This is a genomic window from Modestobacter sp. VKM Ac-2985, from assembly GCF_026967925.1.
In the GTDB taxonomy this organism is placed as follows: Bacteria; Actinomycetota; Actinomycetes; order Mycobacteriales; family Geodermatophilaceae; genus Modestobacter.
Window position 1 is genome coordinate 904,659 of record NZ_JAPVBI010000001.1, and the last position, 22,393, is coordinate 927,051.

General features: G+C 75.1%; 22 protein-coding genes and 1 pseudogene. 12 read left to right on the top strand and 11 right to left on the bottom strand.

What is annotated here, in order from left to right:
• Together O2V61_RS04195 and O2V61_RS04200 are read left to right on the top strand one after the other, a co-directional pair.
• Positions 1-390 carry a DivIVA domain-containing protein gene (locus O2V61_RS04195; protein WP_269182070.1) on the top strand — a complete coding sequence of 130 codons (390 nt, stop codon included), beginning with the start codon at positions 1-3 and terminating at the stop codon, positions 388-390.
• Entirely contained in the window at positions 383-847 is a 465-nt protein-coding gene (locus O2V61_RS04200) for an SRPBCC family protein (RefSeq protein ID WP_269182071.1), read from the top strand. Before O2V61_RS04195 ends, O2V61_RS04200 begins: the two co-directional genes overlap by 8 nt.
• A 104-nt stretch (positions 848-951) precedes the next feature.
• Here O2V61_RS04200 and O2V61_RS04205 read toward each other — a convergent pair whose 3' ends face one another.
• Together O2V61_RS04205 and O2V61_RS04210 are read right to left on the bottom strand one after the other, a co-directional pair.
• Positions 952-1,698, bottom strand: coding sequence for a cytochrome c oxidase assembly protein (locus O2V61_RS04205; RefSeq protein WP_269182072.1), 747 nt, complete (start codon positions 1,696-1,698; stop codon positions 952-954).
• Positions 1,695-2,153, bottom strand: coding sequence for a DUF2243 domain-containing protein (locus O2V61_RS04210; RefSeq protein ID WP_269182073.1), 459 nt, complete (start codon positions 2,151-2,153; stop codon positions 1,695-1,697). Before O2V61_RS04210 ends, O2V61_RS04205 begins: the two co-directional genes overlap by 4 nt.
• Positions 2,154-2,285: 132 nt before the next feature.
• Here O2V61_RS04210 and O2V61_RS04215 point away from each other — a divergent pair, with 132 nt between their 5' ends.
• The 7 genes from O2V61_RS04215 to O2V61_RS04245 all read left to right on the top strand — a co-directional run bounded on the left by O2V61_RS04215 (position 2,286) and on the right by O2V61_RS04245 (position 9,196).
• Entirely contained in the window at positions 2,286-3,194 is a 909-nt protein-coding gene (locus tag O2V61_RS04215) for a DMT family transporter (RefSeq protein ID WP_269182074.1), read from the top strand.
• Positions 3,191-3,784, top strand: a complete 594-nt coding sequence (locus O2V61_RS04220) for a DNA-3-methyladenine glycosylase I (protein WP_269182075.1) — start codon at positions 3,191-3,193, stop codon at positions 3,782-3,784. The genes O2V61_RS04215 and O2V61_RS04220 overlap by 4 nt, the downstream gene beginning before the upstream one ends.
• A 116-nt stretch (positions 3,785-3,900) precedes the next feature.
• A complete protein-coding gene (locus tag O2V61_RS04225; protein ID WP_064972432.1) occupies positions 3,901-4,068 on the top strand; it encodes a DUF3117 domain-containing protein in 168 nt (55 codons plus the stop codon).
• A gap of 149 nt (positions 4,069-4,217) precedes the next feature.
• Positions 4,218-5,690, top strand: a complete 1,473-nt coding sequence (locus O2V61_RS04230; RefSeq protein ID WP_269182076.1) for a leucyl aminopeptidase family protein — start codon at positions 4,218-4,220, stop codon at positions 5,688-5,690.
• Between the two features lie 67 nt (positions 5,691-5,757).
• Positions 5,758-7,206 (top strand): hypothetical protein, encoded by a 1,449-nt coding sequence (locus O2V61_RS04235; RefSeq protein ID WP_269182077.1) that lies wholly within the window; start codon positions 5,758-5,760, stop codon positions 7,204-7,206.
• A 191-nt stretch (positions 7,207-7,397) separates the two neighbouring features.
• The gene (locus O2V61_RS04240) at positions 7,398-8,324 is read left to right on the top strand and encodes an ABC transporter ATP-binding protein (protein ID WP_269182078.1); all 927 of its coding nucleotides are present in this window, start codon (positions 7,398-7,400) and stop codon (positions 8,322-8,324) included.
• The gene (locus O2V61_RS04245) at positions 8,321-9,196 is read left to right on the top strand and encodes an ABC transporter permease (protein WP_269182079.1); all 876 of its coding nucleotides are present in this window, start codon (positions 8,321-8,323) and stop codon (positions 9,194-9,196) included. The genes O2V61_RS04240 and O2V61_RS04245 overlap by 4 nt, the downstream gene beginning before the upstream one ends.
• 134 nt (positions 9,197-9,330) lie before the next feature.
• On the opposite strand, the gene O2V61_RS04250 is transcribed toward O2V61_RS04245, so the two are convergent.
• From O2V61_RS04250 to O2V61_RS04280, 7 genes are all read right to left on the bottom strand, one after another.
• Positions 9,331-10,833: a phytoene desaturase family protein gene (locus O2V61_RS04250; RefSeq protein WP_269182080.1), complete on the bottom strand. Its 1,503-nt coding sequence runs from the start codon at positions 10,831-10,833 to the stop codon at positions 9,331-9,333.
• 70 nt (positions 10,834-10,903) lie between these two features.
• Positions 10,904-11,773 (bottom strand): polysaccharide deacetylase family protein, encoded by an 870-nt coding sequence (locus tag O2V61_RS04255; protein WP_269182081.1) that lies wholly within the window; start codon positions 11,771-11,773, stop codon positions 10,904-10,906.
• Positions 11,774-11,947: 174 nt separating this feature from the next.
• Positions 11,948-13,474, bottom strand: a complete 1,527-nt coding sequence (locus O2V61_RS04260) for a DUF2252 domain-containing protein (protein ID WP_269182082.1) — start codon at positions 13,472-13,474, stop codon at positions 11,948-11,950.
• A 54-nt stretch (positions 13,475-13,528) separates the two neighbouring features.
• Positions 13,529-14,548 (bottom strand): ABC transporter permease subunit, encoded by a 1,020-nt coding sequence (locus O2V61_RS04265; RefSeq protein ID WP_269182083.1) that lies wholly within the window; start codon positions 14,546-14,548, stop codon positions 13,529-13,531.
• Complete coding sequence (locus O2V61_RS04270) at positions 14,545-15,459, bottom strand: ABC transporter ATP-binding protein (protein WP_269182084.1); 915 nt, start codon at positions 15,457-15,459, stop codon at positions 14,545-14,547. The genes O2V61_RS04265 and O2V61_RS04270 overlap by 4 nt, the downstream gene beginning before the upstream one ends.
• A 94-nt stretch (positions 15,460-15,553) precedes the next feature.
• Positions 15,554-16,549, bottom strand: a complete 996-nt coding sequence (locus tag O2V61_RS04275; RefSeq protein WP_269182085.1) for an MsnO8 family LLM class oxidoreductase — start codon at positions 16,547-16,549, stop codon at positions 15,554-15,556.
• Positions 16,549-17,661, bottom strand: a complete 1,113-nt coding sequence (locus O2V61_RS04280; protein ID WP_269182086.1) for a spore photoproduct lyase family protein — start codon at positions 17,659-17,661, stop codon at positions 16,549-16,551. The genes O2V61_RS04275 and O2V61_RS04280 overlap by 1 nt, the downstream gene beginning before the upstream one ends.
• A gap of 100 nt (positions 17,662-17,761) precedes the next feature.
• Between O2V61_RS04280 and O2V61_RS04285 the strand changes: the two genes are divergently transcribed.
• Complete coding sequence (locus tag O2V61_RS04285; RefSeq protein WP_269182087.1) at positions 17,762-18,181, top strand: DUF350 domain-containing protein; 420 nt, start codon at positions 17,762-17,764, stop codon at positions 18,179-18,181.
• Positions 18,182-18,222: 41 nt separating this feature from the next.
• On the opposite strand, the pseudogene O2V61_RS04290 reads toward O2V61_RS04285, so the two are convergent.
• Positions 18,223-19,071 (bottom strand): annotated as a pseudogene (locus O2V61_RS04290) (EamA family transporter); the annotation flags it as partial.
• Positions 19,072-19,142: 71 nt separating this feature from the next.
• On the opposite strand from O2V61_RS04290, the gene O2V61_RS04295 reads away from it, so the two are divergent.
• Both O2V61_RS04295 and O2V61_RS04300 read left to right on the top strand, forming a co-directional pair.
• Entirely contained in the window at positions 19,143-20,057 is a 915-nt protein-coding gene (locus O2V61_RS04295) for a LysR family transcriptional regulator (RefSeq protein WP_269182088.1), read from the top strand.
• Between the two features lie 173 nt (positions 20,058-20,230).
• Positions 20,231-21,175, top strand: coding sequence for a GGDEF domain-containing protein (locus O2V61_RS04300; protein ID WP_269182089.1), 945 nt, complete (start codon positions 20,231-20,233; stop codon positions 21,173-21,175).
• Positions 21,176-21,185: 10 nt separating this feature from the next.
• Here the strand turns inward: O2V61_RS04300 and glgA are convergent, their stop codons facing one another.
• Positions 21,186-22,358 (bottom strand): glycogen synthase, encoded by a 1,173-nt coding sequence (gene glgA / locus O2V61_RS04305; protein ID WP_269182090.1) that lies wholly within the window; start codon positions 22,356-22,358, stop codon positions 21,186-21,188.
• Positions 22,359-22,393: the final 35 nt, after the last annotated feature.

Sequence of the window (22,393 nt, forward strand, 5' to 3'; positions counted from 1 at the left end):
ATGGCCGGTCTCGTCTTCGTCATCGGTCTGCTGCTGGTCGGCGGGCTGCTGTTCCTCGGCGCCTCGCTGCTGCTCGGCCGGGGCGAGACGCAGCCGCCCGCGGAGCCCGAGCGGTCCCCGGTGCAGCTGCCCGAGGGCCGGGCGGTGGTCGCCGACGACGTCCGGGCACTGCGGATCTCGGTGTCCGTGCGCGGGTACCGGATGACCGAGGTCGACTGGCTGCTGGACCAGCTGGCCTCGGTGCTGGACGACCGGGACGCCGAGATCGCGGCGCTGCGTGCGCAGCTGCCGGCGGTGCACCGGGAGGACGACCAGCGCGACACTGATCCCGGGGGCGTGCCCGTCCCCGCGGACGCTGGACCTGACGACGAGAGGCGGACCGGTGCCTGAACTGGTGGAGCAGATCGAGGTGGACGCACCACCCGAGCAGGTCTGGGCGGCGCTGGTCGACTGGGACCGGCAGGGCGAGTGGATGCTGCTCACCGACGTGCGGGCCGGCGCCCGCGACGGGCAGGGGGTGGGCGGGGAACTGGCGGCCACCACCGGCATCCGGCTGCCGGGGGTCGGACGCAGGGTGGGCGTGCTGGACACCATGCTGATCACCGGCTGGGAGCCGCCGAGCCGGGTCGACGTGCGGCACACCGGCCGGGTGGTGCGCGGCACCGGCACCTTCGAGGTGCGGCCCCGGGACGGCGGCGGGTCGACGTTCGTCTGGACCGAGGGCCTGGACCTGCCGCTGGGGGCTCTGGGCCGGGCCGGGTGGCCGCTGGTGCGCCCGGTGATGGCCGCCGGCGTGCGGCTGTCACTTCGCCGCTTCGCCGCCTACGCGCAGGCCCACCCCGCCTGACCGGGCTGCTCCGGCAGCCGCTTTGCACGCCCTTCGTCCGCTCTGCACGTGCTGCAGCACGTGCAGAGCGGACAGAACGCGTGCACAGGGGACGGGGCGGGCCGTCAGGCCGCTGCGGTCAGCGCGGCGCGGTCGGCGTCGCGGACCGTTGCGCGCGAGCGGTACCACTGCCGCCACAGCAGGGCGGCCACCAGCACGTGCACGACGGTGCCGCCGTGGTACATCAGCTGGGCACCGGCCTGCGCCTCGGTGACCCCGGCCGGCGGGGCCGCGTACAGCGCCTTGGCCAGCACGTCGTGGGCGGCCGCCCCGGCGGCCAGCGCCACGGCGCGGGCGACCACGCCGCGGCGGTGCCCGATCGGCTCCAGGGCCAGGACGGCGGCCGTGGCCAGCCAGCCGGTGAGCAGCACGTGCACCGAGACCAGCAGGTGCAGCCCCGGTGCGTGCACCATCGCCGTCAGCAGGCCGGTGCCGTAGAGGAACCAGAGCCCGGCGGCGTTCAGCCCGGTGGCGACGAACGGGTCGGTGAGCACCCGCACCGGTGCTGTGCGCAGCACCCGGCTGACCTGCCGGGCGGCGCGCACCGGCAGGGCGCGCAGCAGCAGGGTCGTGGGGCGGGCGAGCACCAGCAGCACCGGGGCGACCATCCCCACCAGCAGGTGCGCGGCCATGTGCGCGCGCAGGTCGCCGTGCGCCGCGGCGAGCGGCCCGGTGAGCGCTGCGGCCAGGCAGCCCAGCCCGGCCAGCCAGGCCGCCGTCCGGCCCGGTGGCCACGGCGAGCGGGTGCGGGCGACCCCGGCCAGGTACAGCGCAACCGGCACCAGCACGAGGGTCCCGACGGCCTGGTTCACGGCGCGGTGCGGCGTCGCGCGCGCCGGAGGAGCACCGCACCGGCGAGCAGCAGGAGCACCCCGGCGGCGTTCCAGGCCAGGTCGTAGCCCAGCAGGTCGACGCCGTAGCGGACCTGGTGCAGCCGCAGCAGCTTGTGGTGGACGACGCCGTCCCACACCTGGAACGCCCCGGCGCCCACCAGCACCGCGCCCCACCAGGTGCTCGGTGCGAACGCGCGCCGCCGGTGCACGTCGGCCAGCAGCGCCAGCCCGGCCACGGTCGCCGACCAGGTCGCGGCGTGCAGGATCCCGTCGGAGACCAGGGCCGCGGCCCCACCGGCCCGGTCGTAGAAGTGGTGCCAGCGCAGCAGCAGGTGGAACACGATCTCGTCGATCGCGCCGGCGGCACCGACGCCGAACAGCAACCCGGAGACCAGCAGCCGCCGGTCGGACCGCGGGGGAGCGGCTGCGGTCACGGGGCCTCCGTCGTCCGGCTGCGGGTGGTGCCCGGTCGCTGCCCGGCCGCCGACCGGGAGAAACGCCCACCGAGGGAGGACCGTCGGACCGGGCCGCCATGATGAGCCGGTGACGACGGCAGGGAGGCGAGGGTGAGCCGGCGGGGCTGGGCGCTCTTCGTGGCGATGTCGCTGATCTGGGGCCTGCCGTACCTGCTGATCAAGGTGGCGGTCGAGGAGTTCTCCCCGGTCGTCGTGGTCTTCCTGCGCTGCGCGATCGGTGCGGCGCTGCTCGTGCCGTGGACCCTGGCCCGGGGGCACCTGGGCACCGCGCTGCGCCGGCACTGGCGGGCACTCCTGCTGTTCACCGTGCTGGAGATGACCGGCCCCTGGCTGCTGCTGCCGTACGCCGAGCAGTCGCTGTCCAGCTCGCTGACCGGGCTGCTCGTCGCGGCGGTGCCGTTCGTGGCCGCGGTGGCGGCTCTGCTCGCCGGCGACGAGGACCGGCTGTCCCCGGTGCGGGTCCTCGGGATGGTGATCGGGGTGGTGGGCATCGCCGCGCTGCTGGGGCTGGACGTCGGCGGGGCCCAGCTCAGCGCGATCGGTGCGGTCGCCCTCGTGGTGGTGGGCTACGCGGTGGCCCCGATCGTGATCAGCCACAAGCTGCCCGACGTGCCGGGCGTGACGGCGGCGTCCTTCGCGCTGCTGTTCACCGCGCTGGTCTACGCCCCGTTCGCGGTGCCCCAGCTCGGTGCCGCCGTCGACGCACCGACCCGGGCCTGGCTCGCGCTCCTCGCGCTCGGCACGGTCTGCACCGCGCTGGCCCTGGCGCTGTTCTTCGCGCTCATCCGGGAGGCCGGGCCGCAGCGGGCGCTGGTGATCACCTTCGTCAACCCGGCGGTCGCCGTGCTGCTGGGGGTCCTGGTGCTCGACGAGCCGTTCACCCTGGGGCTGACGCTCGGGCTCCCGCTGGTGCTGGCCGGCTGCGTGCTGGCCACCCGGCGCAGCCCCGTCCGCACCGCGCGGTCGGAGTTCGACGACCTCGACACGGCCGTCCCGTGAGCGCGCAGACGCCGGCGCCGGTGGAGCGCTCCGTGGTCGGCAGATGTGGCTGGGCGACGAGCGCGCCCGAGTACGTCCGGTACCACGACGAGGAGTGGGGGGTTCCGCTGCACGGCGACGACGCGTTGTTCGAGCGGCTCACCCTGGAGGCCTTCCAGTCGGGCCTGTCCTGGATCACGATCCTGCGCAAGCGCCCCGCCTTCCGGGCCGCGTTCGCCGGCTTCTCGATCCCGGCGGTGGCCGCCTTCACCGACGACGACGTCGAGCGGCTGATGGCCGATGCGGCGATCGTCCGCAACCGCGCCAAGGTGACCGCCGCGCTGCGAAACGCCCGGGCTGCACTCGACCTGCCGGAGGGTCTGTCGGCCCTGCTGTGGTCGTTCGCACCGCCCCCGGGGCGTCCCCGGCCGGAGACCCTCGCCGACGTCCCGGCCACCAGCCCGGAGTCGGTTGCACTGGCCAAGGAGCTGAAGCGGCGGGGGTTCACCTTCGTCGGACCGACCACCTCCTACGCCCTGATGCAGGCCACCGGGATGGTCGACGACCACGTCGCTACGTGCTTCCGGGCGGGGGTCACGTACCCGGACTGAGGGGTCCGGGTTGGTCGATGGCCGCAGATACGGGATCATGGACCGCACAGCTCTGCAGGAACAGTTGCCACACCACGGTCCAGCCGGGCCGTGGGTGGCCGGTGAAGGAGGCACGCATGGCGGCCATGAAGCCGCGTACGGGTGAAGGTCCCCTCGAGGTCACCAAGGAGGGCCGCGGCCTGGTCATGCGCGTCCCGCTGGAGGGTGGTGGCCGGCTGGTCGTCGAGCTGTCCCCCGACGAGGCGAGCGCCCTCTCCGAGGCCCTGAAGGGCGCGATCAGCTGAACACCGACGCGAGTCTGCCCCCGGGCAGCCCCGCGACCGACGACGCGGCCCCGGCCGCCGGCACCACGCCGGCGACCGGGGCCGCGCCGTTCCCGCGGGTCGAGGTCGTCCCGGCGCTGCCGGACCTGGGTCCCGACGACGTCCTGGCCGTGCCGGTGGGTGCCCAGGGTGCCCTGCCGGACTGGCTCACCGCGGCGGACCATCCGCCGGTCGACCCGGGGTTCCTCGCCGCGGCGCTGGCCGACACCGGCAACGGCGGCAAGCCCGGCGGGATCACCAACGTGCCGCTGGCCGGCCGGCACCCGCGCAGCGTGGTCGCCGTCGGGGTGGGCGACGACACCCTGCCGCACCTGCGCTCCTACGTGTCGGTCGCCGTCCGGCGGGCGCAGACGCTCGCCGAGTCCGGCGCTCGCCGGCTCGTGCTGCCGCTGGACACCGGGGTCGCCCCGGCCGGTGCCGACGAGGTGCGCACCGCCGTCGAGGCGGCGCTGCTGGCCGGCTACCGCTTCCGGGACACCTCGGCCCCGCACCCGCCCCGGCTCGCGGAGGTGCTCGTCGTGGCCGCCGACGCCGACGACCCGGCGGTGGCCGCCGGTGAGCTCGCCGGCCGGGTCGCCGCGGAGTCGGTGGCCTGGGCCCGCGACCTGGTCAACACCCCCAGCAGCACCAAGGACCCGACCTGGCTGGCCGAGCAGGCCCAGCGGCGGTTGGGTGCCCTCCCCGGGGTGACCGTGACCGTGTTGGGGCCCGACGAGCTGCGGGCGGGGCGCTTCGGTGGCGTGCTCGCCGTCGGCGGGGGATCGGCCTCCCCGCCCCAGGTCGTGGTCGCCACCTACCGGCCGCACGGGGCGGGCCCGGCCCACCCGGTGCTGGTCGGCAAGGGCATCACCTTCGACACCGGCGGCATCTCGATCAAGACCAACGCGGGCATGCGGGAGATGAAGACCGACATGGCCGGCGCCGCCGCGGTCCTCGGTGCCGTCGATGCGGCGGCGCGGCTGGAGCTGCCCGGGGCCGTCAGCGCCGTCGTCGCGCTGTGCGAGAACGCCGTCTCCGGTGCCGCCTACCGGCCGGCCGACGTCGTGCGGCACGTCGACGGGCGGACCACCGAGGTGCGCAACACCGACGCCGAGGGCCGGCTGGTGCTCGCCGATGCGCTGGCGCACGCCCGGCTGGTGCTGGGGGCCACCGTGCTGGTCGACGTCGCGACCCTGACGGGTGCGATGAAGACGGCGCTGGGTGCCCGCACGGCCGGGCTGTACGCGACCGCCGACGGGCTGGCCGACGCGCTGCTCACCGCGGGTGGCCACGCCGGCGAGGCGTTCTGGCGGATGCCGCTGACCGAGGAGCACGTCGGGCACCTGCGCGTACAGCTGGAGTCCGAGGTGGCCGATGCGAACAACGCCCCGGGCAACCCGGGCTCGACCACCGCGGCGCTGTTCCTGCAGCCCTTCGCCGGGGGCCTGCCGTGGGCGCACCTGGACATCGCCGGCCCGGCCCGCGCCGGCAGCGACGACGCCGAGGTGGTCAAGGGTGGCTCGGGGTTCGCCGTCCGCACGCTGCTGCGCTGGCTGGAGGCGGGCGCACCGGCCGACCTGCCGGAACCGGTGGTGCGCGACTGAGCGGTTGCGGTCGCCGGGCTGCGGACCTCAGCCGCCGTCGGCGGGCCGGGTCGGGCAGGATCGGTCCGTGACCGAGGACCAGCGCGGAGTCGTCTTCCCGGCCGGGCCCGACGGCCGGCGCAGCACCGCCACGCTCGGCCGGGCGGTCGTCGCCGACGCCCTGCGGCCGGTCGACCCGACGGGGGCGCGGGCCGCTGAGCAGGAGACCAACTGGCGGGCCGGCTACCTGACGCACCTGCGCCGCACGGTGGAGGCCGGGCTGAGCTCACGGGCCGCAGCCCTGCAGATCGCCGGTGCCGGACTGGACTCGCTGCACGCCCGGATGCGGGTGGTCGGCCCGGACGGCGAGACCGACCTCGGCGCGCTGCAGACCGCGCCACCGGCCCGCCCGCTGCGCACCGTGGAGCTGGCCGGGGAGGCCGAGCCCGAGCGCGAGCTGTCGCTGCCCTACCGCGGTGGCCGGCTGCGCGGGGACGACCTGCACCGCCGGCTGGTCGCCTGGGTCGACGCCGGGGTGATCGAGCCGAGCTGCGCCGACGCGGTGCGCACCGTCGCCGACCACCCCGAGTGGCTGGCGCTGCCCGACCACACGGTCGCGGTGCTGGGCGCCGGCGCGGAGATGGGGCCGCTGACCGCGCTGCTGCGCTGGGGCGCCCGGGTCGCCGCCGTCGACCTGCCGCGGCCGCCGCTGTGGGAGCGGGTTCACGAGACCGCCCGGCGCGGCGCGGGCACGCTGCTCACCCCGGTCGGGGAGGACGACGCACCGGGCGCCGACCTGATCACCGAGGTGCCCGCGGTCGCCGACTGGCTCGCCGCCCTCCCGGGTTCCCCGGTGCTGGGCAACTACGTCTACGCCGACGGCGCGACCAACGTCCGCGTCTCGACGGCCGTCGACGCGCTCACCCGGCGGCTGATCGGCGCCCGCCCCGACCTGGCGCTCGCCTTCCTCGCCACCCCGACCGACGTCTTCGCGGTGCCCGGCGAGGCCGTCGACTTCTCCGTCGCCGCCTACGCCTCCCGGCCACGGACGGCGAAGCTGGTGGGCCGGCCGCTGCGCACGCTGTCGGCCGGACGGTTGCTGCGCCGGGCGTACGTGCCGGGCACCGACCCGGGCATCGCCGACAGCCTCGTACCGCAGCAGGGGCCGAACTACGCCCTGGCCAAGCGGCTGCAGCGCTGGCGCGCCGCGGTGGCCCGGGAGGCGGGCAGCACCGTGTCGATGAACGTGGCCCCGCCCACCCGCACCCGCTCGGTGGTCAAGAACCGGGCGCTGGCCGCCGCCTACGCCGGTGCGCACCGCTTCGGGGTGGAGGTGTTCGAGCCGGCGACGTCGAACGTGCTGATGGCGGCGCTGCTGGTGCACGACCTGCACACCGGCGGGGGCCCCGCGCAGCCACACCCCTGGCAGGACGAGGCGCACGCCGCGGCACACGGCGGCCTGTGGCGCACCCCGTACGCCCCGCGCAGCGCGCTGGGCCTGGCGGCGGTGCTGGGCCTGGGCGCAGCGCGCAGCTGACCCCCGCGGTGGGGTGAACTCGGCCCGTGGGTCCCGGCGTCCGCAGCGGTTCCGCTCAGGGGCTGCTCAGGGACGCAGGTCAGGGGCGCGTCAGGGTCGGTTCAGGGCGCTCCCCGATGTTCCTGGGACGGCTCCGCCGACAGGCTCATCGGCATGGACACCACCTCTTCCGCCCACCTCGGAGGGACGCTGTGATCGTCGCCCGGGGACTCACCAAGACCTACGGACCCAAGACCGCCGTCGACCACCTCAGCTTCACCGTCGAGCCCGGCCGGGTCACCGGCTTCCTCGGCCCGAACGGGGCCGGCAAGTCCACGACGATGCGGATGATCCTGGGCCTGGACCGCCCCACGTCCGGCAGCGTCACCGTGAACGGCCGGTCCTACGCCGCCTCGCCGGCGCCGCTGCGCGAGGTCGGGGCGCTGCTGGAGGCGCGGGCCCTGCACCCGGGTCGCAGCGCCCGCGACCACCTGCGCTGGCTGGCCGCCAGCAACGGCATCCCGCGCACCCGGATCGACGCGGTGCTCGACCTGGTCGGCCTGGAGGCCGTCGCCGACCAACGGGTCGGTCGCTTCTCCCTCGGCATGGGCCAGCGGCTGGGCATCGCCGTGGCGCTGCTGGGCGAGCCGCCGGTCGTCGTCCTGGACGAGCCGGTCAACGGCCTGGACCCGGAGGGCATCCGCTGGGTGCGCTCCCTCGCCCGGGAGCTCGCCGCGCAGGGGCGCACGGTGCTGGTCTCCAGCCACCTGATGAGCGAGATGGCGCTCACCGCCGACCACCTGGTCGTCGTCGGCCGCGGCCGGATGCTGGCCGACTGCTCGATGGCCGACTTCATCGCCGACCACGCGTCCTCCTACGTCCGGGTCCGCAGCCCGCGGCTGGGCGACGCCGAGGCGCTGCTGCGCATCAACGGCCTGGACGTCGACCGGGTCGACGACGAGCTGCGGGTGCGCGGCCGGAACGCCGCCGAGATCGGGGAGCTGCTCGGCAGCGCCGGGCTGTACGTCCACGAGCTGTCCCTCGTCCAGTCCTCGCTGGAGGACGCGTTCATGACCCTGACCGCCGACAGCGTCGAGTACGCCACCCACTCGACCGAGACCGCAGGAGCTGTCCGATGAGCACCACCACCGCGAGCGCCCCGGCCCGCCCCGGGACCGGCTCCTCGCCCACCCTCGACGTCGTCTCCCTCGACCCGAACCGGCACGTGCCCGGTGTCCGGCGCCCCGGCTTCGCCCACGTGCTGCACGCGGAGTGGCTCAAGTTCTGGACCGTCCGCTCCACCCGCTGGTCGCTGGGCCTGCTGTTCGCACTCGGCGCCGGTCTGACGACGCTGGTCTGCTGGGCCGCGGCCGCCGACCTGGCCGCGGGCGACACCGGGGAGGTGCCCGCGGCGTTCCTCACCTGGGGCCTGCTCTTCTCCCAGCTGACCGCGCTGGCGCTGGGCACGCTGGTGGTCACCAGCGAGTACGGCACCGGCATGATCCGGGCCACCGTCACCGCGGTGCCCCGCCGCGGCCGGGTGGTGGCGGCCAAGGCCGTCGTGCTCGCCGGCGTGCTCTTCGTCGTCGGCGTGGTCACCGCGGTGGCCGGCTACCTCGGCGGCAACTGGTTCCTGGAGCGGGAGGGCGTCGGCATGGCGCTCTCGGACGACGGGGTGATGCGGGCACTGCTGGGCAACGGGCTCTACCTCGCCGGGCTCGGGCTCTTCGCCCTGGCGACCGGGCTGCTGATCCGGCACACCGCCGCCGCCGTGACCGTCGGCATGGCGCTGGTGCTCGTGGTCGGCAACGTCGCCTACGCCCTCCCGGGCACCTGGGGGGAGTGGGTGGCCAAGCTGCTGCCGGGCAACGCCGGCGGGTCGGTCGCCCAGGTCGCCCCGTTCAACGGTGGTGCGGTGCTGGCGCCGTGGACCGGCTTCGGCGTCTTCGTCGCCGAGGTGGCCGCGCTGATGCTGGTGGCGGTCCTGGTCTTCCGCCGGCGCGACGCCTGACCGGAGCCGGTCACCGGCGTCCCTCGACTCCTCCCTCACCGGCCCGGTGAGGGAGGAGTCGCTGCGTCTCGGGACCCGGGTCTGGCGGGGTGCGCGGCCCGCGAGGTCGCCGGCCGGCGCACCGGCTGGCCGGCTCAGGCCGGGCCGATGAGCCCCGCCACGATCTCTGCGGAGAGGGTGACCAGCGGCAGCCCACCGCCGGGGTGCGCCGAGCCGCCGGCCAGGAACAGCCCTGGGACGGGGGAGGCGTTGGCCGGCCGCAGGAACGCCGCCCGGGCGCCGTTGCTGGAGGTGCCGTAGATGGACCCGCCGGGGCTGGCGGTCTCCCGCTCCAGGTCGGCGGGGGTGCGCACCACCCGCCAGCGGACCCGGTCGCGCACGTCCAGGCCACGCGCCGCCATCGTCGCCAGCACCTGGTCGGCGTGCCGGTCGGCCAGCCCGGGGGAGGTCCAGTCGACCCCGGTGCCCGGCTCGTGTCGTGGTGCGTTGACCAGCACGAACCACGACTCGCTGTCCGCGCCGGGTCGGGTGGCCGGGTCGTCGGGAGCGCTGACGTACACCGTCGGATCGGCCACCGGCCGCTTCGGGCCGCGCCTGCCCCGTCCCCCGAAGAGCGCGTCGAACTCGGCGTCGTAGTCGGTGGGGAACAGCACGGTGTGGTGCGCCAGCCCTGGCGTGCGGCCACGGAGTGCCAGCAGCAGCACGAACCCCGAGGACGACGGCGTCACCCGGCGCAGCGCGGCGCGGGCCCGCCGCACCGGCGCCTGCGGTGGGAGCAGGCGGCTGTAGAGGCTGGTCGCGTCGGCGTTGCAGACGACGACGTCGGCCGGCAGCACCTCGCCGTCGGCCAGCCGGACTCCCGCGGCCCGGCCACCGGTCACCAGCACCTCGGTGACCGCGGTGCCGGTGCGCACGACCGTCCCTCGTTCGACGGCGCGTGCCGCCACCGCCTCGGGCAGCCGGCGCAGCCCGCCGGGCACGTACCAGGAGCCGAACGCCTGCTCGGCGTACGGGACGGTGAGCAGCGCGGCGGGTGCCCGCCGGGGGTCCGAGCCGGAGTAGGTCGCGTACCGGTCCAGCAGCATCCGCAGCCGCGGGTCGGTCAGGTGGGCAGCGCCCAGGCCGCGCAGCGTCCGCCCGGGGGCGATGGTGCGCAGGTCGGCGGTGTTGCGGGCCAGCCGGGCCAGGGTGGCCGCACCGGCGAGCGGGGAGCGGAGGAACGGCTGCTCGGTGGCCCGCCACATCGCCTCCGCCCGGGTCAGCAGCGCTGCCCACTGCGCGCCGCTGCCCGGGCCGAGGTCGGCGTCGAGCCGGGCCGGGACGTCCTCGCGGTGCCCGGGCACCGCCGTCGTCGTCCCGTCGGCGAACCGGTAGGCGACCGCCGGGTCCAGGCGCTGCAACGGCAGCACCTGCGACAGCGGGGCGCCGGTGGCGGCGAAGAGGTCCTCGAGCACCTGCGGCAGGGTGACCAGGCTGGGCCCGGTGTCGAAGCCGTGACCGTCGCGCTCGAACCAGCCGAGCTTGCCCCCGACCTGCGGCGCCTGCTCCAGCACGGTCACCGCGTGACCGGCCGCGGCCAGCCGGGCAGCGGCGGCGAGACCACCGAGCCCGGCGCCGACGACGACGACCCGGGCCACGCCGCCACGGTAACCGTTGGTCACCCAGTGCTGTGTCGGCCGCCGCGAGGGCGCGCTCAGCGACCAACGATCAGAAGTCGGACTCCAGGCGGGCCAGCAGGGCGGCGGCGTCCCAGGTGGGCGGCGGCATGATCCGGCGGATGGTGAGCAGCGGCTGCGCCGGGTCGGTGGCGTCGGCGAGCTGGAACGCGGCCCGGTAGCCCGCGGCGGCGACGTGCGGCAGCGTCTCCTGGTCCCACGTCCCGTGCGGATAGGCGAGCAGGTCGACCGGGTGACCGAGGACCTCGGCCAGGGTCTGGCGGGGCTGGTCCACCTGTTCGGCCCACTGGTCGCCGGAGATGCGGTCCATCCGCTGGTGGTCCCAGCTGTGCGCGCCGATCGTCATGCCCGCCGCATCCAGCTCCCGCAGCTGGTCGCCGCTGAGCCAGTCCGGCTTGTCCAGCACCACGGTCATCGGGAAGAACGCCGCCGGGAAGCCGAACTGCTGGAGCACCGGCAGGGCCGCCGTGGCGTGCGTGGCCGACCCGTCGTCGAAGGTCAGCAGCACCGGCCGGTCGGGGAGCGGGGTGCCGAACTGCAGGTGGTCGACGAGCGCGGGGGCGGTGACCGGGGTGTACCCGCCGTCGCGCAGCGCCTGGAACTGGGCGGTGAGCGCGGACGGGGGCGTGGTGATCGTGCGGGCGTAGGCGCCGTCGTCGGCGCGGAACTCGCGGATCTGGTGGAAGCAGAGCACCGGGACCGTCGACCGGGCGAGGACCTCCGCCGGCGTCCCCGGGGTGGGGGCTGGTTCCTCGGTCGGGCTGGGAGCTGCGCTGGACGTCTCGGGAGCCGACGTCGAGGGCGCAGAGGTCGTGGGCGTCGCCACCTGGTCGCTGCCGGACCGGCTGCACCCGGCGAGGAGGAGGGCGCCGCCGGCGGCCAGGAAGTCACGTCTGCGCACGGACGTCACCGTGGTCCACCGAGGGGCACGGACGCAAACCCCCGGCGTGGCGCCGCGGGGCGCGCCGCCGCCGGGGTCGAGCCGCCACCGACCGTGGCGCCGGGTCGCGGCCCGGGTGCACGGTCGGTGGAGCGGCTCAGGCTCGACCGGGTCGACGGCCGACGCCCGGCGCCGTCAGCGGTAGACCACGTCCAGGCTGCGGAAGGCGCCCAGCGCGTGGTCGGCGACGAAGTGCTCGTGGTCCTGGCGGACCCGGTCGGCGGCCTCCTCGGCGAAGCGCAGGACGTCGTCGACGAACAGGTCCCGGCCGCCGATCGCCTCCAGGATCGCCGGCTCGACGTCGTAGTCGATGTTGCCGGTCTCGTCCGACATCGCGTGGGTGTGCGCCAGGACCCGACCGCAGATGTCCGCGTACTGCTTCCACTCGCCGGCGGACAGGGAGCCGAGGCTGATGTCGTCGCGGAACGGTGCCCGCTCGCGCACCATGAAGCTCTGCCCGTCGATGTCGACGCTGCCGTAGAAGACGTCCCCGTCGACGAGGTGCACCCGCTGCGCGTGCCGGATCCGGTCACCCTGCTTGTCGACCTCGTAGCCCGAGGGGGGCACCAGCCCGGCGAGCGCCGAGCGGCGGGCGCGCTTGAACTCCAGGAGCAGGTCGTCGGTGCCGTCGTCGCGCACGCCGGCGATGAGCACGAAGTACCGGGTCAGTCCCAGGGAGGCGGTGCCGGCGCCACGGCGCTCGGCGACGTCCTTCACCCGCATCCGGCCCGCGCGCTCGGGCACCGGGATCTCGTTCTCGGCGACGTAGCGGTCGACGACCCCCTGGAACTCCTCCCGGCGGCTGCTGACCGGCACGATCTCCTCGTCGGTGCGGAAGCCCCGCCGGGTCTCCTCCAGCAGGTCCGCCAGCCACTCGGCGCGGCTGGTCTCCAGCGTGCTGGCGAGCAGCTCGGCGATCAGCGGCGGCGCGTTGTCCATCCGGAGCTGCTCGGTCTGCTCCTGGCCCTCGGCGGCGTACGAGGCGATCCCGTCCACGTAGCCGCGCACGAACTGGCGGGCGACGGCGAGCTGCTTCTTCCGGCTGAGGTCGCCCTTCTCGGCCGCACCGAGCATGAACCCGACACTGCCGCGCTTGAGGTCCCACGTGAAGGGGGCGTAGTAGGCGTCGTCGAAGTCGTTGACGCCGAAGATCGGCACGTTGTCGGAGCTGGGCATCACACCGAAGTTGCCGGGGTGGACGTCGCCGAGCGCGAGCACCGTGGGCAGCCGGGCGTCCTCGCCGACCAGGTCGCGGTAGAAGAGCAGGTTGGTGCCGCGGAAGAAGTGGTAGATCGAGCCGGCGAGCTTGTCGAACTTCGCTCGTGCCTCCAGATCGCCGGTCGCGATGCGGGTCTCGTGGTCCTCGCGCACCGTCTCCCGGACGTGCACCCGGCGGTCGTTGCCGGTCAGCATGCGCGGGATCAGCACCATCTCCCCGCGCGCCCGGGCCTCGGCCAGCAGCCGGAAGGCGTCGACCCGGGAGGTCACCGGACGCCCGCCGTCGCCGCGCAGGGCGTCGGACGAGGCGGTGTCGCCGGAGTCGTCGGAGGTCAGCGCGTCGACCAACTGCTCCTTGCTCATCGACGAGCGTCCGGGTACGTCCTGCTCGCGCGCGCGGCGCAGCAGCTCGGTGCGGGTGGCGGACTCGAGGTCTGTGTCCATGCCCTCCGCCTACCCCGGTCGCCCCCGGTCCTGAAACCCCGGTCGGCTGCGCGATCAGTGCAGGTCGCGGCGCGTGAACAGCACGGTGCCCACGGTCAGGACGACGGCGGCGACGACGGCGAGGAAGACGCCGGCCTGGAGGTTGCCCAGCAGGTACTCCGTGGAGACCCCCGTGACCGGGTCGAATCCGGTGTAGAGGGTGAGGCCGTCCGGCAGCACCAGGGCCGCGGCGTTGTCGGTGAGCAGCCACGGCTGCCAGGCCGGGCGCACGGCTCGCACTGCCGTCTCCAGCACTGCGAAGTAGACGAACCCCACCCCGAGCGCGGCACCGGTGTTGCGCACCAGGTTGGTCAGCCCGAACCCGAGCAGCCCGATCAGGGTGGTGAGCAGCACGCCACGCCCCCCGGTGGCCAGCAGCTCCGACCAGAACCCGTCGGGCAGGGCGGCGCCGTCGCCGGCGACCACCTGCCACAGTCCGGCCGTGGCCAGCCACGCGCCGTGCGCCACCACGCCGAGGACGGCGGAGGCGACGGCGACGACGGCGGTCTTGGCCCCGAGCACCCGGGGCCGCCGGGTCTCCCAGAACAGCAGTGCCACCATCGACCGGGACGACCACTCGGCGCCGACGAACGTGGCGCCGACGAGGAAGGCCAGCACCGCACCCGCCGCACCGAACGCCACCGCGCCGGCCGTGCCGGCGGACGCGAGGGAGAAGGGCGCCGGGTCCAGGTACCAGTCGAGGTCCAGGTCAGCGGCGGTGACCGGCGGACCGCAGAACTCGTCGGGGGCGGCGTCCGCCGGGACGTCGGTCGAGGCCAGGCACTGCTCCCGGAACTCGTTCGACAGCTCCACCTCCTCCTGCAGCTGCTGCTGTGCTGCCGCGAGCCGCTCGGGGGTCGTGGAGGCGAACTGGGTGAGGCCGATGACGGTGGCGGTGACCCAGCCCAGCGCCGCGAGCAGCAGGAGCACCTGGATGAACCGGCGGGCCACGAACCGGTGCGCCTCGGCCCTCAGCAGCCCGCCGAACCGGCCGGCGGGCGCAGGCGGGGGCGCCGCGGTGCGGACGGCGCTCACGCCGGCTCCGCCGTCAGCGCCAGGAACGCGCTCTCCAGGTCTGCCGCCACCGGGGTCAGCTCCTCCAGGTAGTGACCGTGCTGGGCGAGCACCCGGGTGATCTCACCGGGAGCCGGGACGCCGGAGACGACGAGCACGTCGGCGGTCGGGGTGACGGTGAAGCCGGCTGCGGCGAGCACGGCGGCCGCAGCGGCCCGGTCGGGCACCCGCACCCGCACGTCCCCGGAGGAGCGGCCGGACAGCACCTCGTGCACCGGGCCGGAGGCGATGCAGCGGCCCCGGGCCATGATCGACACCTGGTCGGCGACCTGCTCGATCTCGGCCAGCAGGTGCGAACTGAGCAGCACCGTGGTCGAGCCGTCGTTGCCCAGCCGGCGGATGAGCTCGCGGACGTCGCGGATGCCGGCCGGGTCCAGGCCGTTGCTGGGCTCGTCCAGGATCAGCAGCCGGGGCGACTTGAGCAGCGCCGCGGCGATGCCCAGCCGCTGCTTCATCCCCAGCGAGTAGCCCTTGAACCGGTCGTCGGCCCGGTCCTGCAGGTCGACGGTCTCCAGCACCTCCTCGACCCGGGTCCGCGGCACCCCGGCGGTCTCGGCGAGCAGCCGCAGGTTGCGGCGGCCGGAGAACCCGGGGAAGAACAGCGGCGTCTCGACCAGCGCGCCGACGCTGCCGATCACCTGCGGGAGCCCGTCGGGCACCGGCCGGTCCAGCAGCCGGACGTCGCCGGCATCGGGGCGGATCAGGCCCAGCAGGACCCGGATCGTCGTCGTCTTGCCCGAGCCGTTCGGGCCGAGGAACCCGTGCACCCCGCCGGACTCGACGACCAGGTCCAGGGAGTCCAGGGCCTGCTGCGGCCGCCGACCCCGCCGGGCATAGCTCTTGGACACCGCGTGCATCTCCACGGCCGGCACGGACGCCTCCTGACAGGACGGGGTGGGCGGGAGCACCGTGGCACAGCGTGCGCCCGCCCGACACCACCTGGCGCACGTGTCCGGCCGCCGCGGGTCAGCGGTCCGCGCGCTGGTGACCGAGGAGCCCGGCCAGTGCCGCGTCGGAGGCGGCCAGCGCGGCGCGGTCGTGGGTGCTGCTGGAGGCGACCAGCTCCGCGGCGGCGGTCCGCTCCAGCAGCTCGGTCAACCGGCTCGCCACCTGGGCGGGGGTGCCGGCGATCGCGGCCGCGGCGGTCTGGTCGACGTACTGCGCCTGGCGTGGGCTCAGCGTGCGGGCCCGGATGTCCGCCACCGCCTCCAGCGGCGGGAAGGCGCCCGTGGTGCGGGCCTGCGCCATCGCCCAGGCCTCGGGCAGCAGCAGGTCGGTGGCCTCGGCGGTGGTGTCGGCGACCAGCACGTCGAGGCTGATCGCCACCCGTGGCTCCGGTGCCTGCTCGCTCGGCCGGTAGTCGCGCCGGTACCCCGCCAGCGCGGCCAGCCCGGGCTCGGGGTCCCCGGCCACGCCGAGCAGCGGGCCGCCCACGACCACCGGGAGCCCCAGCTCGGCGGCCACCTGCAGGCCCTGGCCGGTGGCCAGCACGTACATCGGGACGGGGCTGGTCGGCCGCGGGTACGCGGTGATCTCCGCCGACCCGGTGAGGTACGCCCGCAGCTCGGCCAGGTCGGCGGCGAAGTCGTTCTCCTCCGTGGAGCGGAGCGCGCGGCGGACCGGGGCGGTGAATCCGGGGGAGCGGCCCAGTCCCAGGTCGACCCGGCCGGGGGCGAGGGCGTCCAGGGTGGCGAACTGCTCGGCGACGACGAGCGGCTGGTGGTGCGGCAGCATCACGCCGGCCGAGCCCAGCCGGACGGTCGTCGTCCGGCCGGCGATCGCGGCGAGCAGCACCGCGGGCGCCGACCCCGCGACGCCGGGGACCCCGTGGTGCTCGGCCACCCAGAACCGGTCGTAGCCCAGCTGCTCGGCGTGGGCGGCCCGCGCCACGGTGCCGGTCAGCGCGGCGGCGTCCGGCTCGCCCGCTCGGGTGCGGGCGCGGTCCAGCAGGGAGAGCTGCATCAGAACGCGTACCTGACCCGCAGCCACGGGGCGTGCTGCCGGATCAGCTCCTGCAGCCGCAGCACCCCGGCCCGCTTCACGTCGTTGCGGTAGCGGACGTTGACCTGGCCGTTCTGGCTGACCTTGGGCTGCTGGAGCTCCGGGCGCCAGAGCAGCTCCTCGGCCTGCGGGTGCCAGCCGAGGTTGACCTCGTGCAGGCCCTCGTTGTGGGTCAGCATGATCACCTCCGCGGCGGCCTGGGCCTTCGTGGCGTCGGCGAGCTCGTCGTCCAGCTGTTGCAGCAGCGCCGTCCAGTCGGCCTCCCAGCCGTCCCGCAGCACGACGGGGGAGAGGTTGAGGTGCACCTCGTAGCCGGCCGCGACGAAGTCGTCGACCGCACCGATCCGCTCGTCGACCCGGCTGGTGCGCAGGTCGAGCACCCGGGCGTCGGCGTCGGGCATGAGCGAGAAGCGGACGCGGGTACGGCCCTGCGGGTCCAGGTCGAGCAGCTGCCGGTTCACGTGCTTGGTGGCGAAGGAGGCCTTCGCGGTGGGCAGCGCGCGGAAGGTGGCGACCAGGTCGGCGACGTTGTCGCTGACCAGGGCGTCGACCGAGCAGTCGCTGTTCTCCCCGATGTCGTAGACCCAGCTCTCCGGGTCGCACTGGTCCGGCTCGGTCTTCACGCCCTGCCGGGCGACGTGCCGGCGCAGGTGGCCGGTGATCTGGTCGATGTTGGTGAAGACCGTGATCGGGTTGGCGTAGCCCTTCTGCCGCGGCACGTAGCAGTAGGCGCAGGCCATCGCGCAGCCGTTCGCCGTCGACGGCGCGATCCAGTTGGCCGACCGGCCGTTGGGCCGGCACGACAGCGACTTCTTGACCCCGAGCACCAGCGTCTCGGTCTTCACCCGCACCCAGCGGTCGACGTTGCCCTCGTTGCCGTGCAGCTCGGGGATCTGCCAGTGCGAGGGCACCTCCACCAGCTCGGCGCCGGGGAACCGGGCGAGCACCTGCCGCCCGCGGGGGGAGGCGGCGGCCGCGGGCTCGGCGTAGACGGTGCGCACCTGCAAGAGGCGGCTCCGCACCGGCTCCTCGGGCGGGATGACGTCGTCGAACAGGGTCAGCGCGTCCGTCACGACCGGTGCAGCGTCGCCGGATCGACGGCTGTTCCACGAGGCGATGTGGTGGTGGCCCTAGGCTCAGCGCTCCGCCGTCCCCCCATCTCGGAGGTCCTCTGTGCTGGCCAGCATCGGTTACGCCGTCGCCTACACCGGCGTCGGCATCATGCTGCTCGTGGTGGGCGCCCTCGCTCTCGACCTGCTCACCCCCGGCCACCTGGCCAAGCACATCTACGAGGAGCGCTCGGTCAACGCCGGCATCGCGCTGGCCGCCGGCCTCCTCGGCCAGGGCGCGATCGCGTTCACCACCATCTGGACCAACGCGACCAGCGGGTTCGGGCGGGCGCTGCTCTACACCGTGGTGTTCGGGCTGCTCGGCGTGCTGCTCCAGGCGCTGGTCTTCCTGTTGCTGGACCTGCTCACCCCCGGGCGGCTGGGCCAGCACCTCACCGAGGTGGCCTTCCACCCCGCCAGCCTGATCTCCGCCGGCGCGACGCTGGCGGTCTCGGCGATCATCGTCGCCTCCATCTGGCCCTGACGGACCCCCGGACGGGTCCGTCGGGTCGTGGTCGCCAGCAGCACCCCGGCGACCACGAGGGCGCCGCAGCCGAGCTCCACCGCTGACGTGCTGTCGCCCAGCACCAGCCACGAGGTGCCGATGCCGACCACCGGCACCAGCATCGAGAAGGGGGCGACGGTGCTCGACGGGTGCCGGGCCATCAGCGCCGTCCAGAGCCCGGACCCGAGCAGGGTGGCCACCACGACGGTGTAGAGCAGCCCCGCCAGCGCCAGCAGCCCCTGCTGGCTGCCCAGCGTGGTGAACGAGCGGGCGATCGCCTCCGGGCCCTCGGCCACCAGGGAGACCCCGAGCATCGGCAGCGGGGGCACCACGCTGATCCAGAGGGTGAGCCTGAGCGGCTCGGAGGCTCGCGCCTGCCGGGCGCAGAGGTTGCCCAGCGCCCAGCCCAGCCCGCCGCACAGGGTGAGCAGCACGGGCAGCGCCAGCGCGGTGCCCCCGAGGTCGGCCCGGTAGAGGGCGATGCCGCCCAGCCCGGCGACCGCGATGCCGATGCCGGTGAGCTGGCGGGCGCTGAGCCGCTCGTGCAGCAGCAGCCCGGCCAGCAGCACGGTGAACGGGGCCGAGGACTGCAGCACCAGCGAGGCCAGCCCGGTCGGCATGCCGGTGTCCATCGCCAGGTAGAGGAAGAAGAACTGCAGGACGCCGAACCCGGTGCCGTAGCCGATCAGCCAGCGCAGCGGGACGTCGGGACGCGGCACGAACAACAGCGTCGGGACGGCGAGGAGGGCGAACCGCAGCGCCACGAGGGCGAAAGGAGGGAACTGCTGCAGCGACAGGTGGATGGCGGTGAAGTTCAGCCCCCAGAGCACGGCGACGAGGCAGGCGAGCAGACGGTCACGACGGGGCACGGCATGAGCTTGCCGCCCAGCGCCGTTCAACTCCAGTGAAGAGAACTTGACCGTCCTTGCAGACTGGCTACATGGACCTGCGCACCCTCGAGACGTTGCGCGCCGTCCGCAGCCAGGGTGGGGTCACCGCGGCCGCCGCCGTGCTGCACCTGACGCCGTCGGCGGTCTCCCAGCAACTGGCCGCGCTGACCGCGGAGATGGGCGTGCCGCTCACCGAGCGGGTGGGGCGCGGGCTGCGGCTGACCCCGGCGGGGGCGGCGCTGGCCGATGCCGCCGTCGACGTCGCCGTCGCCGTGGAGCGGGCCCGCGCGGCCTGCCAGGGCCATCGGGACTCACCCGTCGGCACGGTGCGCGTCTCGGCGTTCCAGAGCGCGGCGCAGCTGGTCTTCCCCCGGCTGCTCGACACGGTGGCCGGGTGGGACGGTGTGACGCTGGAGTGCGCCGACGAGGACGTCGCGCTCGCCGACTTCCCCGACCTCACCGATCGCTTCGACGTGGTGGTCGCCCACCGGCCGGACGGCGCTGCGGACTGGCCCGCCGGCGTGCGCGTGGTGCCGCTGTTCCGGGAACCGCTGGACGTCGCGGTGAGCCCGGGGCACCGGCTCGCCGGCCGGGCGGAGGTCAGCCCGGAGGAGCTGGCGGACGAGGCGTGGATCACCGTGCGGGAGGGCTTCCCCGTCGCGCCCGTGCTGGCCGCGGTGGCGGCGCGGTCCGGGGCCGCGCCGCGCATCGCCCACCGCATCAACGACTTCACGGTCGCCACGGCGATGGTCGCGGCCGGGCACGGGATCTCGCTGCTGCCCCGGCACACCACACCTGCCTTCGCCGGGGTGCGGTTGCTGCGGTTGACCGGGGTGCCGGCCGGGCGTCGGGTGGAGGCGCTGCTGCGCCCGGACCGGGCGGAGCGGCGGGTGGTGGCCCGGGTGGTCGGTGCGCTGACGGCGCTGGCTGCGGAGATCGACCACCGGGCCGGCCGAGCGGTCTGACCGATCCGGGTGAGGTCCTGCCGGTACCGGGACCAGGCACGTGTGGCCAGCAGCTAGGTTGCCCACAACGGAACCGGCCGGTCTCGCACTGTCCTCGCCCACCCGGCCGGCTCCCGAGACCCTCGTACCAGATCCCCGGAAGGCGGCACGAACGGATGCGCGGCGGACCTGAGGTGGCGAGCGCTCGCGTCACGGGTCCGGTCATCGGGGCGCTGTACGTGGCCGGAGGGTGCGCGGTCCTCGCCATCGTCCTGCTGGGCGGGAGTGGCGACGACGGCATCTCACCCGTGCTGGCGGCGATCGGTCCGCTCGCGCTGCTGGCCGGCGGCGCGGTGATCCGCTGGGGTCACCACCTGCCGCGGTCGGTGTTCCACCTGATGGTGCTGCTGGGCACCGCACTGATCAGCGCGGTCGTCTACGCGGCGCCCGACGAGACCTCGGCCGTGGCGTTGGCCGGCATGTACCTGTTCATCGCCGTGGCGGCGTTCTTCCTCTTCCCGCTCCCGGTGGCATCGGCGTACCTGGGCACCGCGATCGCGGCGTGCACCGTCGTGCTGACCCTGTGCGGGGTGGCGGCCGGCCCGGTGGTCGCGCTGGCCGTGGTGACGGCCGCGATGGGCCTGGTGGTCGCCACCCTGGCCCATCGCGCCTCGGCGGCCAGCCTCGACGGGCTCACCGGCCTGGCCAACCGGCGCGGCTTCGACGACGCGCTCGAGGAGACCGTGCGGGTCGCCGTGCGGACCGGCACCGAACTGTCCGTGGCGCTGGTGGACATCGACCACTTCAAGTCCATCAACGACCAGCACGGGCACGCCGCAGGCGACGAGCTGCTCCGGACCGTCGCCGGCGAGTGGCTGCCGCGGGTGCCCCGCGGATCGGTGCTGGCCCGGCACGGCGGGGACGAGTTCGCCCTGCTGCTGCCCGCGCACACCGGCCCGGTTGCCCTGGCGGTGGTCGAGCAGCTGCGGGTCGCCTGTGCGGGGGTGCCGCTGTCGATCGGCGTCGCCCAGCACGAGCGGGGGGAGCCGACGTCCCAGTTCATGCGCCGCGCCGACAGCGCCCTGTACCGGGCGAAGGCGGCCGGGCGGGCCCGCAGCGTCCTGCACGAGGACGGCTGAGCGTTTCCGCTCAGCGGCGGGCGGCGAGCACCGACTCGTAGACCTCGACGGTCTGCTGGGCGATCGCCGGCCAGCCGAACTCGGCCAGGACCCGCTCCCGCCCGGCCGCGCCCATCGCGGCGGCGCGGTCGGGGTCGGCGAGCAGCTCGGCCATCCGTGCCGCCAGCCCGGCGGCGAACGCGGCCGGGTCCTCGGCGTCGTAGGGCACCAGCAGCCCGGTGCGGCCGTCGTCCACGACCTCCGGGATGCCGCCCACGGCGCTGGCCACGACCGCGGTGCCGCAGGCCGCGGCCTCCAGGTTCACGATGCCCAGCGGCTCGTACACCGACGGGACGACGAAGACCGTCGCCCCGGTGATCAGCGGCACCAGCTGCTCGCGGGGCAGCATCTGCTCGATCCAGACCACGCCGCTGCGGCGGGTCTGCAGCTCGGCCACGGCGTCGGCGACCTGCGCCCGCTCGGCCGGGGTGTCGGGTGCACCCGCGCAGAGGACCAGGCCGGCCTCGGGCGGCAGCTGCTCGGCCGCGGCCAGCAGGTGCACCAGCCCCTTCTGCCGGGTGATCCGGCCGACGAACAGCGCGTACGGCCGGTCGGGGTCGACCCCCACCGAGCGGACGACGTCGGGCGCGTCGATCGGCCGGTAGGCCTGGGCGTCGACCCCGTTGCCGACCACGACCACCTTCGCCGGGTCCAGGTCGGGGTAGACCTCGAGCACGTCGGCCCGCATGCCCCGGCTGACCGCGATCACCGCGTCGGCGGAGGCGTAGGCGGTCCGCTCCACCCAGGAGGAGAGCCGGTAGCCCCCGCCCAGCTGGTCGGCCTTCCACGGCCGGCGGGGCTCCAGGGAGTGCGCGGTCACCACGTGCGCCGAGCCGTGCACCAGCGAGGCCAGGTGCCCGGCGTGGTTGGCGTACCAGGTGTGCGAGTGGACCAGCTCCGCATCGGCCAGCGCGGCGGCGATCTCCACGTCGATGCCGACGGCCTGCAGCGCACCGTTGGCGGCCTGCAGCCCCGACGGCACCCCGTGGCCGGTCGCGTCCGCACGCGGGCCACCGAAACAGTGGACGTCCAGCTCCGGCCCCTGCTCGAGGCCACGCAGGGCCGCGACGAGGTGCTCGACGTGCACCCCGGCCCCTCCGTAGACGTCCGGCGGCCATTCCCGGGTGATCACTCCGACGCGCACGGACTCACCCTAGGTGGGCGCCGTCGTCACCGCGC

Excerpts from the sequence above, each read along its gene's own strand:
- O2V61_RS04195 (WP_269182070.1), top strand. The coding sequence starts at position 1 with ATGGCCGGTCTCGTCTTCGTCATCGGTCTGCTGCTGGTCGGCGGGCTG.
- O2V61_RS04225 (WP_064972432.1), top strand. The coding sequence starts at position 3,901 with ATGGCGGCCATGAAGCCGCGTACGGGTGAAGGTCCCCTCGAGGTCACC.
- O2V61_RS04245 (WP_269182079.1), top strand. The coding sequence starts at position 8,321 with ATGAGCACCACCACCGCGAGCGCCCCGGCCCGCCCCGGGACCGGCTCC.
- O2V61_RS04260 (WP_269182082.1), bottom strand. The coding sequence starts at position 13,474 with ATGGACACAGACCTCGAGTCCGCCACCCGCACCGAGCTGCTGCGCCGC.
- O2V61_RS04275 (WP_269182085.1), bottom strand. The coding sequence starts at position 16,549 with ATGCAGCTCTCCCTGCTGGACCGCGCCCGCACCCGAGCGGGCGAGCCG.
- O2V61_RS04295 (WP_269182088.1), top strand. The coding sequence starts at position 19,143 with ATGGACCTGCGCACCCTCGAGACGTTGCGCGCCGTCCGCAGCCAGGGT.